We start from the raw sequence: 13775 nt of genomic DNA on the forward strand, positions 1-13775 counted from the left end.
TAGGTGACGGTTGGATGGGTGTTCACCGTCGTTAGGTGACGGTTGGAGGGGAAGGGGCCGGGGTAGGTTGGAGGTGCCCCACCCGAATCCGCAGGAGAGAACATGCGCGCGACGATTATCCACGGCACCCGCGACATCCGCGTCGAGGATCGCCCGGATCCCGAAATCCACACGCCGGACGACGCGATCGTCCGGGTGACCGCTGCCTGCGTGTGCGGTTCCGACCTCTGGCCCTACCGCGGCGTTCGCAGCACTGAGAAGCCGCGCGCGATCGGGCACGAGTTCGTCGGCGTCGTCGAGGCAGTGGGCGAAGGCGTGACGACGGTCAAGGTCGGCGACCTAGTGGTCGCGCCGTGGGCGGTCTCATGCGGCGAGTGCCCTCCATGCCGCAACGGCGTCCAGGTCGCGTGCGAGCATCGGGCCGCATGGGGTGGCGCCGACGAGCTTGGCTTCCACGTCGACGGCGGCCAGGGCGAACTCGTGCGGGTGCCCATGGCGGATGGCACACTCGTGCCAGTACCGGGCGTCAGCGAGCCTGACGAGCCCCTCCTCAAGAGTCTCCTCACCCTCTCTGACGTCATGGGCACGGGGCACCATGCGGCGGTAGCGGCCCACGTTGGGCCCGGCAGGAGCGTCGTGGTGGTGGGCGACGGCGCGGTGGGACTCTGTGGGGTGCTCGCCGCCAAGCGGCTGGGGGCGGAGCGCATCATCGCGATGTCGCGGCACGAGGACCGCGCCGAGATTGCCCGCAAGTTCGGGGCGACGGACGTCGTTGCCGAGCGCGGCGAGGCCGCGGCGGACAAGGTCCGTGAGCTTCTGGGCGGTGTTCTGGCGGATTCGGTGCTCGAATGCGTAGGCACGGCCGAGTCGATGGATCAGGCGCTTCGCTGCACCCGGCCCGGAGGGAGCCTCGGCTTCGTCGGTGTGCCTGCGGGTGGTGCGGAACTCCCGATCGGTGTCCTGTTCTCGAAGAACATCAGTGTTGGCGGCGGCGCGGCTTCGACCCGCGCGTACCTTCCCGAACTGCTCGATGACGTGCTTGCGGGCGCCATCGAGCCGGGCCTCGTCTTCGACTCAGTCCTCCCGCTCGAGGAAGCCGCCGAGGCCTACGCTGCAATGGACGAGCGGCGGGCCATCAAGGTCATGCTGCTCCCTGAGAGGGCAGGGCGCTGAACGAGAGCTGATTCGAGGCGGGCTCCGAGCGCTTGCCCCGCCTCGTTTCGGGTACTGCTCCCGCATGCAGCGGCATCAGCTAGCAAAAGCGCAGGGCCTGTTCAACGTCGCGAGCGGGGCGTGGGCGCTCGTGCATCGGAAGAGCTTCGAAGCCGTGTTCGGCCCCAAGGCCGACTGGTGGCTCGTGCAGACCGTCGCGGGGCTGCTCGTCGGGAACGGCTTGATGCAGCTGAGATCGGCACGCGGCGAGGGCAGCCTCGAGCAGGCCCGCCGCGTGGGCATCGCGACGGCCAGTACACTCCTCGCGATCGACCTGGGGTACGGGGCGACAGGGCGCATCCGGCCCACGTACCTGGCCGACGTTCCCGTCGAACTGGGGTGGATCGTGCTGTGGCTTCGCAGCCCACGCTCTTCCGGCCCCCGTCCGCGAGCGCCCCTGTCTACGGCGCCGACCTCAAACCACTGACCCGAGGAACACGCCGAGGCTGGCGGCGACGAGTGCAAGCCCGAGCGTACTCAGCGCGTTGGCGGCGGCCGTAGCGACCCGCCCCGCCTGTATGAGGCGGACTGTCTCGACGCTCGCGGTGCTGAATGTCGTATAGCCGCCGAGGAAACCCGTACCGAGGACTGTCTGCAGGGCCATCGGGGAGCCGCGAAGTGTGGCGCCCGCGATGAATCCGAGGGCGAGCGCGCCCGAGACGTTGATCGCGATGGTGCCCACGGGGAGCGCTGTCCGGACGCGGGCGCGGATGAGGCCGTCGAAGACGAACCTTCCCACGGCTCCGAGCCCGCCCGCGAGCCCGAGGAGGATTGCGATGAGCGCGCCGTTCATCGCGGTCCTCGACGTGTTGAGCGGCTGGCGGCGACCCAGATGCCCAGGAAGCTCGCGACGAGGCCACCGAGCAGGGTGGCGGCATCGTAGAGGACACCGTCCGCCAAACGGCCGGCGGTGAAAAGGCGCACCGATTCGACCGCGAACGTACTGTACGTCGTAAACGCCCCGCAGAACCCCGTGCCGACGAGGAGGCGGAGGGTCCGGCGCGGTCCGTGGTCCGGGCCGCGCCGGGCCAGCGCCTCGAGCAGCAGGCCGAGGATGAACGCGCCGACAAGGTTGATGACGAGCGTGGGCAGCGGCCAACCTCCGGGCGCGGGCAGCGCGAGGCCCAAGCCGTATCTCGCGAGCGCCCCGGGAATGCCCCCGACCGCGACGAGCAGGATGTACCGAGGGTCAAGGTGCAGCGGGCGTCGGGGACGCCGGACGCCGAGTGTCCCGGCGTCGGGGTCGACGTCGGGCCCCTGCCCCGGGATGTGGCCGGCTGCTCGTGCCTGGGGCTCGGACTCCATCAGCCCTCCTCGGCAGTGTGCCGGCGCGGATGAGCGTGCTTGTGCTGGGCTAGCGGAACGACGACGACGGGCCGGTTCTGTCCGTGGGCGAGGTGGGTCGCGATCGAGCCTCCGATGAGCTCCTCGAATCGAGTGCCGATGCCGTGCTCGCGCGTGCCCACGACGATGAACGAGGCACCGACGTGATCCGCGTACGCACGGAGTGCCTTGGCAGGCTCGCCCGAGACCGCAGCGAAGTGCCACTCGAGTCCGGAGCCCTCAAGCTCGTCCCGCAGTCCGTGGAAGAGCTCGGCGCGGACCCGCGCGGCATCGTCGTCGACCGTGTCCGGGTCGATCGGAAGTACCGCGATCCGCCCGTCCGCCTCGCGTTCCTCAACCGTCGAGGGATCGGCATGCACGCACACGAGCGCGACGCCGAGGGCCCGCGCGAGGTCCGCTGCCCGGTGGACGACGGCGAGGCTCTGCCCGGGCGTCACCCCCGCCAGCACTGGCCCTGTGGCGCGCTGAGGATGGTAGGCGCCGCTACCGGAACGTCCATCGCCGAGCCGGGGCTGGGTGTCCTCCACGGGTCCTCCTTCCGAGGTCCGCCGACGTCCGCCGAACCCATCCGACAGACTATCGCCGCGAGTTCGCCCTAGGCGATGAGCCCTTCTGCTCGGGACAACAACTCCCGGGCGGGGCCGACGCCGCCCCCACCCGCAGGTGCATAGGCCGCCGCCCGCTAGGCTGGGCAGGCGATGACACGGAATGAGCGATGAACAGGAAGACCAGCAGCCCGCGGCCGCCGTTCGGCGAACTGCATGTGCTCGACGAACGCCACGGCGTCGAGATGCGAACGGGAGGGGACGGCGAACGAGCGTTCGCCCTCGTCCACGGGATTGGGGCGTCGTCGGTCTATTTCGGCCCGCTCGCCCATGAGCTCGCAAGACATGCCCGCGTGTACCTTCTCGAACTGCCGGGCCACGGGCGGAACCTTGAGCCGCGCCGGGCCCTGACTATGGCGGAGTTCGCCGAGACCGCGTGGTCTGCGTTCGACCGGTTCGGCGTGCGGCACCCCGTGATCGTGGGTCACTCGATGGGCTGCCAGGTCGCCGTCGAGATGGGCATTCAGCGCTCAGGGCCCGAGCCGATCGCCCTTCTCGCCCCGACCGTCAATACGGCGGAGCGGTCCGTCGTGATGCAGGGGCTGCGCCTCGCCCAGGACACTCTGCGCGAGCCCCGCGAGGTGAACCGCATCATCACGAACGACTATTTCAGGTGCGGCGCCAAATGGTGGCTCAAGACGCTGCGGGAGATGATGGCGCACCACATCGAGGAGCGCATCGGGCACGTCGAGCGCAAAGTACTCCTTGTGGGCGGCGAGAAGGACCCCATCGCGCCACCCGAATGGCTCCGCACGCTCGCGTCCCTCTGCCGGGCCCCCGAGGTCGCCGTGCTCGCCGATCAGCCGCACGTCATGATGTATACGAGGCCGGAAGAGGTAGCGCGCCTCCTCCTCGACAGGAGCTGAGCCCGCGCCGTGAGAGGCTGGAGTCCGACCCCTCCCGAAAGGACTCCGTTGTGACCCGCCGGATCGGCCGCGCCTCGGCCCTGGCCCTGCTCGCCGTCGGCCTCATGTCCCTCAACGCCCGCGCGCCGCTCGTCGGCCTCGCGCCGGTGCTCGGCAGCATCCAGCACGACACCGGGCTCAGCGCCGCCGTCGCCGGGCTCCTGACGGCTATCCCGGTGCTGTGTTTCGGGCTCGTCACCCCCGCCGCGGCGTGGTTCATCGGGCGGATTGGGATCAACCACGCCAATCTGTACTTCTTCGGGGGCCTCGCGGCCGGGGTCGCGCTCCGCTCCTTCGGCGGAGCGGCGGGCGCGATCCTCGGCACCATAGTGCTCGGCGTGGCCATGACGATCGTCAACGTCGTCACACCACTGCTCGTGGGCCGCGACTTCCCCCAAAGAGCAGCGCTCATGACCGGGCTGACGACGGCGGCCGTCAACGTCGGCACGACGCTCGCCTCCGCGCTGACGGCACCGCTCGCGGGCGCGGTCGGGTGGCAGTGGTCGCTCGTCTCCTGGCTCGTCCTCACGGCGCTCGCGGCGATCATCTGGTTCTCCGTGTTCCCGCCGTCGAAGGACGGTCCGCGCTGGTCCGACGCGGAGTTTCCCGGCCCTCTCGCCCGGGCGGTGACCCGCCGTCGTGCGGAGCTTCGCGCAGCGCAAGGCCAACCGGGCACGTCTACGGGCCCGTTGCCCGTCAGCCCACCCCGGAAGGCCGGTCGCCCCAAGATCAGTGCGGCAAACCGCCGCATGATGCGGCTCTTCACGGTTGCCTTCGCGCTGCACAACCTCGGCTACTACGCGATCACCCTGTGGCTTCCGACCTTCCTCGTCCAGACCCGCGGCATGTCGCCTTCGGAGGCGGGCCTCGCCGCGAGCATGTTCCAGCTCTTCGCGATCGTCGGCCCGCTGCTCATCCCGGCCCTTTCGAGGTGGGGCGGCTGGGGGCCGCAGCGGCTCTTCATCCTGGTCGCCGTCTGCTGGATCGCGTTGCCTGCAGGGCTCCTTCTCGCCCCGAGCCTGTGGGCCCTGTGGGCCCTCGTCGGCGGCGTAGCCCAAGGGGGGACGTTCACGGTGGTCTTCACGGTGGTGATCCAGCGGGCGAGGTCCCTCGACGAGAACCGGAGGATGACGGCGTTCATCCAGTCCGTCGGATACGGGTTCGCGTCCCTCGGCCCGATCCTCATGGGCTACCTGCGGGACGCGGCGGGCGGGTGGACGGCGCCATTCCTCCTCGTGCTGGTCGCCGTCGTCTTCATGGCCGTGAGCGGGCTCGCCGCGATCAGGACGCACGACGACGCCCGGCGCCCCGCAGAGGCCCTCCGGTAGCGCTCGGGCCGGCTTCCGACGGCGGGCGGCAGCCCGAGCGTCAGATGAGGCCGAGCGTCGTGAACGCGTGCACGAGCCCCTCGCGTTCAGGGCCGGGGACGACGTGGGCCGCCGCTTCGAGGACCGCCGGGACCGCGCCGTCGATCGCCACCCCAACCCCCGCATAGGCGATCATCTCGACGTCATTGGGCCCGTCGCCGATGGCGATGACTTCCTCGCGCGAGATCCCGAGGTAGTCGACCACCGCCTGGATGCCGACGGCCTTGTGCACGTCCCTCAAGTAGAGCTCGCCCGCGGTGTCTCCCATGCCCGGGATCGAACTCGGCAGCGCGCCGACCTCCTCCCCGATGGCCGTGGCCAGGGCCGCGAGGGGCTCGCGGGAATCGAAATAGATGATCTTGCCGAAGGAGGTGTGGGCGAGATCCTCGGCCATCTCGAGCGCATTGAGGATGTCCACCGGGCCGTCGTGCTCGGTGGCATCCCCGGAGCGAAGCTGGCCAGTCAGCAGCTCGGTGAGGCGAACGTCCAGCCCGGGACGACCGTAGACCGCCTCCGGGGCCTCGAGCAGGTACGCGACGCCGTGCCGGTCCAGAACCGCGACGGCGCGCCGCGCGAGCTCGGGCGGGAATCGCCGGTCCACGAGGACTCGCCCATCGATCTCCACATAGCCTCCCGCCGCACCGACGAAACCGTCGAAGCCCGCCGCGAGCAGGTGGGGCGAGAGCAGGCACTTGGGGCGGCCCGTACACAGGAGGACGCGGTGACCGGCTGCCCGCACCGCTCGGACCGCCTCCACGTGCCGGGGAGGGACGATCCCCCGGTCGGCGTACGTGCCGTCGACGTCGAGGAAGACGGCGCGCGCCCCGCTCACGGGCGGTCCTTCTGGGCCTCGGCGGGCGGCGGCGCCGTCGACCCCCGGACCACGAGGCGCGGGGAGCTGCTGAGGTCGACGGCGGGCGCAAGCGGGTTCGCGAGCCGCTCGAGGGCTGCTCGGCCAGCCGAGCGCCCTAGCTCGGGGGCGTGGAGGTCCACGGAGGTGAGGCCGATCCCGTGGAGCCGGGAGATGCGCGAATTGTCGTAGCCGATGAGCGAGAGATCATCCGGTACGGCGAAGCCCAGGCGGTAAGCGGCCTCCCGCGCGCCGACGGCGAGGACGTCATTGTGGGCGAAGACCGCCGTCGGCCGCCCGCTGTCCGCGAGCAGCGGGAGGATGGCCCACTCTGCGGCTTCCTGCGTGTAGTCCTCTGCCGTCACGACGCGCGGTGGGAGGCCGGCGTCGGACATCATGCGCTCGTAGGCGCGCCGGCGCCCTTGGTGCCCCTCGTGCGGCGGGCCGGCCAAGTGCGCGATCCGCGTGTGTCCGAGCTCGAGGAGATGGCGCACTGCCGCCTTCGCTCCGGCAGGATCGTCCGAGTACACGCTGTCCACTCCAGGCACTCGACGCGCTACGCTGACAAGCGGCACCGTCTGGGCGAGTTCCTGAACGTCCGCGTCGGAGTCGAGGAGTGTCGCCGCGATCACGATGCCGATCCGGGCCTCGATGAGGGAGTCGACCGCGGCACGCCCGAGCGAGTTGGCGGTGGGGGAGACGCTCAGGATGAGCCGGTTGGGCGCCTCTTCAAGTGCCTCGCGCACGCCATAGAAGATGTCGGCGTAGACCTCGTTGCGGAGGTCGAGAAGATAGAGGCCGACGGCGGAGGGCTGCTTTCGTGCGAGATCCGCGGCTGCTGCGTTCTGCCGGTAGCCGAGGCGCTGGGCTGCGTCGAGGATGGCCTCACGGGTTTCATTGCTCACGCCGGGCGCGCCTCGGAAGGCGAAGGATACGAGCGTCCGCGAGACTCCCACTTCCCGGGCGACGTCCTCCTGGGTCACGGCGCGCCGGGGCGTTCCTGGGCTGTGGGGGCCTGGGAGCGCCGGACGTGTCACGCTCATCATCCTTGCACGAGCGACCCTTTAAAAGTTTTTGTCCGTTTGACCTTACATTCTTATCTTTCGCGCGTTAGTGTTGTGTGAGACGCGGGCCACATGCCCGCTTCGGAACGACAAAGGAGTCCCTCATGGCTACAGCCCACGCCGGAGCGTCGAGCGCCGCCTCGCTCCCGCCGCTGACTGACGGTCCTTACCGCAAGCGTCTTGGCGTCGTCGCCCTCGTCGCCACCTTCGGTGGCTTGCTCTTCGGCTACGACACGGGTGTCATCAACGGTGCGCTCAGCCCGATGTCCACCGAACTCGGCCTGACCCCGTTCACGGAAGGCGTCGTCACCGCCTCGCTCGTCTTCGCCGCGGCGATCGGAGCGATCTTCGGCGGGCGTCTCTCCGACGCTTGGGGCCGTCGCAAGACGATCATCCTGCTCGCCGTCCTGTTCTTCGCCGGGACCTTGGCGGTCGTGTTCACCCCGAACTTCGATGTCCTCGTCGTGGGCCGCATCCTCCTCGGCCTTGCCGTGGGCGGCGCCTCGACGGTCGTGCCGGTCTTCCTCGCGGAGCTCGCACCCTTCGAGATCCGCGGCTCGCTCGCGGGCCGCAACGAGCTCGCGATCGTGATCGGGCAGCTCGCCGCGTTCGTCGTCAACGCCGTCATCGGCAACGTGTTCGGCAATGTGGGCGGCGTGTGGCGCATCATGTTCGCCGTCTGCGCACTGCCCGCCATTGCATTGTTCTTCGGCATGCTGCGGATGCCCGAGTCGCCGCGCTGGCTCGTCGAGAAGGGCCGACGCCAGGAGGCGCTCGCGGTGCTCCAGACCGTCCGTACGAGCGACCGTGCCGTTGCGGAGCTCGCGGACGTCGAGACCGTCGCGAGGGAAGAGCGGGAGAGCCATCAGATCGGCTGGCGCGCTATCTTCTCCAACAAGAATCTCTTCCGCATCCTGCTCGTTGCGATCGGCCTCGGTGTGGCCCAGCAGCTGACCGGCATCAACTCGATCATGTACTACGGGCAGACCGTGCTCACCGAGTCCGGCTTCAGCAAGGACGGGGCCCTCATCGCGAACGTGGCTCCGGGGGTCATCGCGGTCATCGGCGGCATCATCGCCCTGAAGATGATGGATCGCCTCGACCGCAGGAAGACCTTCATCACCGGTCTGTCACTGACGACGGCCTGCCACGTCCTCATCGGCATCGCGTCGATGGCGCTCCCCGCGGGCAACCCGGCGCGTCCCTTCGTGATCCTCTTCCTCGTCGTCGCCTTCGTCGGCTCGATGCAGACGTTCCTCAACGTCGCCGTCTGGGTCTACCTCTCGGAGATCTTCCCGCTGCACATGCGCGGCTTCGGCATCGGCGTCGCCGTCTTCGCCCTGTGGGTTATGAACGGGTTCCTCTCGCTCTACTTCCCCTCGATGGTGGCGGCGATGGGAATCACCGGAACGTTCTTCCTCTTCGCGGCGGTCGGCGCCCTCGCGCTGATCTTCGTGATCACTCAGGTGCCAGAGAGCCGCGGGCGGACCCTCGAAGCGCTCGAGGAGGATGTCACGACGGGCGCGATCTACGCGGTGCACAAGAAGTAGAAGGTCGCAGTGCGAGTGTCGCCCCGCGCCGACTCTTGGGTCGGTGTGGGGCGGCATTGTTCTCGCCACTTTGTCAGGACAAACCTTGACCCACTCGGGCTTTGTTAGTTATTGTTGTATTGTACGAACAAAGTTCTCGAAGGAGTCTCTCCCATGCCTCTCGTCCGCATCGATGTCAACGCAGGCCGCGCTCCTGAGCAGCTCTCCCGCCTGAGCCAGGCGATCCACGACGCGATCCTCGCCGAGTACCGGATCCCCGAGCGCGACTACTTCCACGTGATCACCGAACACGCTCCTGGGCAGATCGTGGCGCAGGACGCGGGGCTCGGATTCGACCGCTCAGCGGGTGTCGTGATGGTTCAGATCTTCACCCAAGGGGGCCGGAGCCAGGAGGCCAAGGAAGGCCTCTTCGCGGCGATCGCGGGGAATCTGGCGGACGCGGGCGTGCCGGGCGAGGATGTCTTCATCGGTTACGTCGAGAACGGGGCTGGCGACTGGTCCTTCGGCTTCGGAAGGGCTCAGTACATGACGGGTGAGCTTGGGATTCCGGCACGCTGAGCGGGTTCCTTCCGCGTGCAAATCATGTCAGTACAAACTTTTGACAGCACATTAAATCTGTAGGAGAGTTGACCTGTGGTCGCCGCCACAGGCAGCGCAGCCGGCTCGGGTTTCCGGGCTTCGAAGCAGGAAGGGCACAGCGATCGTGACCTACGACGTTCTCACGATGGGGCGCATCAGCGTCGACATCTATCCCAACGACATTGGCGTCGGCCTCGCGGAGGTGGCGAGCTTCGGCAAGTACATGGGCGGTTCGCCGTCCAACGTGGCCGTGGCTGCTTCCCGGCATGGGCGCCGCACCGCCGTCATCACCCGCACGGGGGACGATCCGTTCGGGGTGTACCTCCACCGCGAGCTGGCCAGGTTCGGCGTCGACGATCGCTTCGTCACCCCGGTCGCGGGGCTCCAGACGCCCGCCACGTTCTGCGCGATCATGCCCGAGACCCACGAGTTCCCGCTGTATTTCTACGGCCGGTTCCCGACGGCCCCGGACCTGCAGATCAAGGCCGAGGAGCTCGATGCTGAGGCTGTCCGCGGGGCGCGGATCTTCTGGTCCACGGTCACGGGGCTCTGTCAGGAGCCGAGCCGGAGCGCGCACATCGCGGCGCACGAGGCGCGCCCGCGGGCCAGCCTGGGGGAGGGCCGGTTCACGGTCCTGGACCTGGACTACCGGCCGATGTTCTGGGACTCGGAGGACGCCGCGCGCGAGCAGGTCGCGAAGGTCCTGCCGCACGTGACCGTCGCGATCGGCAACGAGGAGGAGTGCGCGGTCGCCGTCGGGCACGGCACGCCGGACGAGCAGGCGGACCGCCTCCTCGTGGCGGGCGTGGAGATCGCGGTCGTGAAGCTGGGCCCGGAAGGCGTGATGGCCAAGACCCGCGACGAGCGCGTCGTCTCCGCACCGGTGGCGGTGCAGACCCTCAATGGCCTCGGCGCGGGCGATTCCTTCGGCGGGGCGTTCTGCCATGGTCTCCTCGCGGGCTGGCCGCTCGCCCAGGTCCTCGACTACGCGAACGCGGCAGGGGCGATCGTCGCATCCCGCCTCTCCTGCGCCGATGCGATGCCGACGCCGGCCGAGGTCACCTCGCTGCTCGCCGAGCGCGGCCGCCTCGTCCCCGAGGCGGTGGCCCAGTGACCACGACGACACCTACTCCCGTGGGCGGGCTCCCCGAAGGCGCGTTCGACGACGATCCTCGCCGCTACGAGCACCTCACCCGGATCCGGCTCGAGGACCCGGAAGCCATCGCCCGGGCAGCCCGCGAGCGGAAGCCGCACCCCGGCGTCGTGCTCGGGAAGCAGAACTTCATCGTCGCCGCCGACCACCCGGCCCGTGGAGCGCTCGCAGCGCAGGGTCGCCCGGAGGCGATGGCGGACCGGCGTGAGCTGCTCGACCGGCTCCAGCTCGCCCTGGCGAACCCCGCTGTGGACGGGGTGCTTGCGAGCCCGGACATCATGGACGACCTGCTCCTGCTCGGGGCGCTGGACGGGAAGCTCCTGTTCGGGTCGATGAACCGCGGCGGGCTCGCTGGGTTCGTCAACGAGTTCGACGACCGCTTCACCGGACACACGGCGGCCGCGCTCGAGGCGATCGGGGCGACCGGGGGGAAGATGCTCACGCGCATCTGCCTCGGCGATCCGGCCACAGCGGGGATCCTCGAGGCCACCGCGAAGGCAATCGACTCCCTCGCCGAGCGTCGGCTCGTGGCGATGGTCGAGCCGTTCCTGTCGTCGTGGGTGGACGGCAAGGTCACGAACGACCTTTCCCCGGAAGCGGTGATCCGCTCGGTCGCGATCGCCTCGGGGCTGGGCTCGACGAGCGCGTACACGTGGATGAAGCTCCCCGTGGTGGCGGAGATGGAACGTGTCATGGCTTCCACCACGATGCCGACCGTGCTGCTGGGCGGAGACCCGGCCGGGCATCAGGACGAGGTGTTCGCCTCGTGGGGTGCCGCGCTCGCCCTTCCCGGGGTCCAGGGCCTCACCGTGGGGCGCACCCTGCTGTACCCGGCCGACGGCGACGTCGCCGGGGCCGTCGCAGCGGCGGCGTCGCTGCTGCGCAACGAAGAAATCGCGCCCCTCGGGCAGAAGAGCAAGGAGGCTGCACAGTGACGACGCGCAGGATGACGGTCGCCCAGGCGCTCGTGGAGTTCCTCGGCAGGCAGTACACCGTGGACACGGTCGGCGGGGAGACGTTCCGGGGACGGCTGATCCCGGGGATGTTCGGCATCTTCGGCCACGGCAACGTCGCGGGCGTGGGCCAGGCGCTGAAGCAGTGGCAGGTCGTCGACCCGACGCTCATGCCGTACTACCAGGGAAGGAACGAGCAGGCCCAGGCGCACCAGGCCGTCGGGTATGCCCGGCACACGCGCCGCCGGCAGACGTTCGCGGTCTCGACCTCGATCGGCCCGGGCTCGTCCAACCTGCTTACCGGTGCGGCCCTCGCGACGGCGAACCGGCTCCCGGTTCTGCTCCTGCCGAGCGACACGTTCGCCACGCGCGCCGCCGATCCCGTGCTGCAGCAGCTCGAGCAGCCGCACGGCTACGACATCACGGTCAACGACGCCTTCCGTCCACTGTCCAAGTACTTCGACCGGGTCAACCGGCCCGAGCAGCTTTTCTCCGCGCTCCTGCACGGCCTGCGCGTCCTGACCGACCCGGCCGAGACCGGCGCCGTGACGATCGCCCTTCCGCAGGACGTCCAGGCCGAGGTGTTCGACGTTCCGGAGGAGTTCCTCTCCGAGCGCGAGTGGCGCATCCGCCGGCCCGAGCCGGAGGCTGAGGACATCGCCCGCGCCGCGGAGGCCATCCGCGCCGCGAAGCGCCCGCTCATCGTGGCCGGCGGCGGCGTCCTGTACGCGTTCGCCCAGGATCAGCTGCGCGAGTTCGCGGAGGCTACGGGCATCCCGGTCGGGTGGACGCAGGCTGGCGTCGGCGTCCTGCCGTGGGACCACGCCCAGGCCCTCGGCGCGATCGGCTCGACGGGCACGACCGCATCGAACGCCCTGGCCCGCGAGGCGGACCTCGTGATCGGCATCGGCACGCGCTACGAGGACTTCACCACGGCCTCGCGCACGGCGTTCCAGAACCCGGACGTGCGCTTCGTGAACATCAACGTCGCCCCCATCGACGCGTACAAGCACGGCACGTCCCTGCCGGTCGTCGCCGACGCGCGGAAGGCGCTCGTGGCGCTCACGACGGCGCTCGGCGGCTACCGCGTGGGCGCGGACCTCGAGCAGGCGGTCGCCTCGGAGAAGTCCCGCTGGGACGCGACCGTCGACGCGGCGTTCGACGAGCGGTACTCCCCGTTGCCCAGCCAGAACGCGATCATCGGCGCCGCCAACCGCGCGATGGACGCCCGCGACGTCGTCATCTGCGCCGCCGGTTCCCTGCCCGGCGACCTGCACAAGATGTGGCGGATCCGGGACCCCTTCGGCTACCACGTCGAGTACGCGTTCTCCTGCATGGGGTACGAGATCCCGGGCGGGCTCGGCGTCAAGCGGGCCACCCTGGATGCGGCGGCAGGCCCGAGCGGGGAAAACCGCGAGGACCCGCGCGACGTCGTCGTCATGGTAGGGGACGGCTCGTACCTCATGATGCACACGGAGCTCGTCACCGCGGTCGCGGAGGGCATCAAGCTCATCGTGGTGCTCATCCAGAACCACGGGTACGCCTCGATCGGCGCGCTGTCCGAGCAGCTCGGCTCGCAGCGGTTCGGCACGAAGTACCGCACCCTGGACAGGGCGCACCACACGTTCGACGACGGCGAGAAGCTCCCGATCGACCTCGCCACGAACGCCGAGAGCCTCGGCGTCACGGTCCACCGGATCGAGCCGGGCCCGAACGCGATCGAGGACCTCGAGGCCGCGATCGCCAAGGCCAAGGCCGCCCCGGAGGGCTCGGGCCCGATCCTGATCCACGTCGAGTCCGACCCGCTCATCGACGCCCCGAGCTCCGAGTCCTGGTGGGACGTGCCCGTCTCCGGCGCCTCGGAACTCGAGTCCACCAAGCAGGCGTTCGCAACCTACATCGAGCACAAGGCGCAGCAGAAGCCCCTCATCGGCTGAGCCTCACAGCATCGGCACCCCAGACCTAACTGCGAAGGAGCAACTATGACTGTCAAGACGATTCCGCATTTCCTCAACGGTGAAGAGACCAATGGTGTCGGGGAGCGGACCCAGCCGGTGTTCAACCCCGCGACCGGGGAGCAGACCGGAGAGCTGCGCCTCGCGGACGCGGCCGACCTCGAGACCGCGGTAGCGAACGCGCGCAAGGCCGCCGAGACCTGGGGAGACATCTCCCTGGCCAAGCGCACCGCGGTGC

At 69.6% G+C, this 13775-nt stretch carries 15 protein-coding genes; 10 read left to right on the forward strand and 5 right to left on the reverse strand.

Going from position 1 to position 13775, the window contains the following annotated elements; genetic code table 11:
- The first annotated feature begins 102 nt into the window (after positions 1–102).
- Positions 103–1173 (forward strand): zinc-dependent alcohol dehydrogenase family protein, encoded by a 1071-nt coding sequence (locus LK10_RS08160; protein WP_043122197.1) that lies wholly within the window; start codon positions 103–105, stop codon positions 1171–1173.
- A 64-nt stretch (positions 1174–1237) separates the two neighbouring features.
- Complete coding sequence (locus LK10_RS08165) at positions 1238–1639, forward strand: hypothetical protein (protein ID WP_052207097.1); 402 nt, start codon at positions 1238–1240, stop codon at positions 1637–1639.
- Here the strand turns inward: LK10_RS08165 and LK10_RS08170 are convergent.
- The 3 genes from LK10_RS08170 to LK10_RS08180 are packed head-to-tail and all read right to left on the reverse strand — an operon-like array spanning position 1628 to position 3083.
- Positions 1628–2005: a fluoride efflux transporter FluC gene (locus LK10_RS08170; RefSeq protein WP_043122199.1), complete on the reverse strand. Its 378-nt coding sequence runs from the start codon at positions 2003–2005 to the stop codon at positions 1628–1630. The two genes, LK10_RS08165 and LK10_RS08170, sit on opposite strands and share 12 nt — an antisense overlap.
- Positions 2002–2517, reverse strand: a complete 516-nt coding sequence (gene crcB, locus LK10_RS08175) for a fluoride efflux transporter CrcB (protein WP_081998383.1) — start codon at positions 2515–2517, stop codon at positions 2002–2004. Before crcB ends, LK10_RS08170 begins: the two co-directional genes overlap by 4 nt.
- Complete coding sequence (locus LK10_RS08180; RefSeq protein WP_052207098.1) at positions 2517–3083, reverse strand: universal stress protein; 567 nt, start codon at positions 3081–3083, stop codon at positions 2517–2519. The genes crcB and LK10_RS08180 overlap by 1 nt, the downstream gene beginning before the upstream one ends.
- Before the next feature lie 188 nt (positions 3084–3271).
- Here LK10_RS08180 and LK10_RS08185 point away from each other — a divergent pair, with 188 nt between their 5' ends.
- Positions 3272–4027: an alpha/beta fold hydrolase gene (locus LK10_RS08185; RefSeq protein WP_052207099.1), complete on the forward strand. Its 756-nt coding sequence runs from the start codon at positions 3272–3274 to the stop codon at positions 4025–4027.
- Between the two features lie 50 nt (positions 4028–4077).
- Positions 4078–5394 (forward strand): MFS transporter, encoded by a 1317-nt coding sequence (locus LK10_RS08190; protein WP_052207100.1) that lies wholly within the window; start codon positions 4078–4080, stop codon positions 5392–5394.
- Between the two features lie 40 nt (positions 5395–5434).
- Here LK10_RS08190 and LK10_RS08195 read toward each other — a convergent pair whose 3' ends face one another.
- Together LK10_RS08195 and LK10_RS08200 are read right to left on the reverse strand one after the other, a co-directional pair.
- Positions 5435–6265, reverse strand: a complete 831-nt coding sequence (locus tag LK10_RS08195) for an HAD hydrolase family protein (protein WP_043122201.1) — start codon at positions 6263–6265, stop codon at positions 5435–5437.
- The gene (locus tag LK10_RS08200) at positions 6262–7320 is read right to left on the reverse strand and encodes a LacI family DNA-binding transcriptional regulator (protein ID WP_231567685.1); all 1059 of its coding nucleotides are present in this window, start codon (positions 7318–7320) and stop codon (positions 6262–6264) included. The genes LK10_RS08195 and LK10_RS08200 overlap by 4 nt, the downstream gene beginning before the upstream one ends.
- 131 nt (positions 7321–7451) lie before the next feature.
- On the opposite strand from LK10_RS08200, the gene LK10_RS08205 reads away from it, so the two are divergent.
- From LK10_RS08205 to LK10_RS08230, 6 genes are all read left to right on the forward strand, one after another.
- A complete protein-coding gene (locus LK10_RS08205; RefSeq protein ID WP_043122204.1) occupies positions 7452–8897 on the forward strand; it encodes a sugar porter family MFS transporter in 1446 nt (481 codons plus the stop codon).
- A 153-nt stretch (positions 8898–9050) separates the two neighbouring features.
- Positions 9051–9455, forward strand: coding sequence for a tautomerase family protein (locus LK10_RS08210; RefSeq protein WP_043122207.1), 405 nt, complete (start codon positions 9051–9053; stop codon positions 9453–9455).
- Positions 9456–9600: 145 nt separating this feature from the next.
- A complete protein-coding gene (gene iolC, locus LK10_RS08215) occupies positions 9601–10590 on the forward strand; it encodes a 5-dehydro-2-deoxygluconokinase (protein ID WP_043122208.1) in 990 nt (329 codons plus the stop codon).
- Positions 10587–11564 carry a Cgl0159 family (beta/alpha)8-fold protein gene (locus LK10_RS08220; protein WP_231567686.1) on the forward strand — a complete coding sequence of 326 codons (978 nt, stop codon included), beginning with the start codon at positions 10587–10589 and terminating at the stop codon, positions 11562–11564. Before iolC ends, LK10_RS08220 begins: the two co-directional genes overlap by 4 nt.
- A gap of 11 nt (positions 11565–11575) precedes the next feature.
- The gene (gene iolD, locus LK10_RS08225) at positions 11576–13519 is read left to right on the forward strand and encodes a 3D-(3,5/4)-trihydroxycyclohexane-1,2-dione acylhydrolase (decyclizing) (RefSeq protein ID WP_043122254.1); all 1944 of its coding nucleotides are present in this window, start codon (positions 11576–11578) and stop codon (positions 13517–13519) included.
- A gap of 45 nt (positions 13520–13564) precedes the next feature.
- Positions 13565–13775 (forward strand): aldehyde dehydrogenase family protein (locus LK10_RS08230; protein WP_043122212.1); only part of this gene is annotated, 211 nt, incomplete at its 3' end.

Source organism: Sinomonas humi (assembly GCF_000802235.1).
GTDB classification, from domain to species: domain Bacteria; phylum Actinomycetota; class Actinomycetes; order Actinomycetales; family Micrococcaceae; genus Sinomonas; species Sinomonas humi.

What these genes read in the sequence shown, in the direction of transcription:
- LK10_RS08160 (WP_043122197.1), top strand. Translation starts at nt 103, where the DNA reads ATGCGCGCGACGATTATCCACGGCACCCGCGACATCCGCGTCGAGGAT.
- LK10_RS08165 (WP_052207097.1), top strand. Translation starts at nt 1,238, where the DNA reads ATGCAGCGGCATCAGCTAGCAAAAGCGCAGGGCCTGTTCAACGTCGCG.
- LK10_RS08170 (WP_043122199.1), bottom strand. Translation starts at nt 2,005, where the DNA reads ATGAACGGCGCGCTCATCGCAATCCTCCTCGGGCTCGCGGGCGGGCTC.
- crcB (WP_081998383.1), bottom strand. Translation starts at nt 2,517, where the DNA reads ATGGAGTCCGAGCCCCAGGCACGAGCAGCCGGCCACATCCCGGGGCAG.
- LK10_RS08185 (WP_052207099.1), top strand. Translation starts at nt 3,272, where the DNA reads ATGAACAGGAAGACCAGCAGCCCGCGGCCGCCGTTCGGCGAACTGCAT.
- LK10_RS08205 (WP_043122204.1), top strand. Translation starts at nt 7,452, where the DNA reads ATGGCTACAGCCCACGCCGGAGCGTCGAGCGCCGCCTCGCTCCCGCCG.
- LK10_RS08210 (WP_043122207.1), top strand. Translation starts at nt 9,051, where the DNA reads ATGCCTCTCGTCCGCATCGATGTCAACGCAGGCCGCGCTCCTGAGCAG.
- iolD (WP_043122254.1), top strand. Translation starts at nt 11,576, where the DNA reads ATGACGGTCGCCCAGGCGCTCGTGGAGTTCCTCGGCAGGCAGTACACC.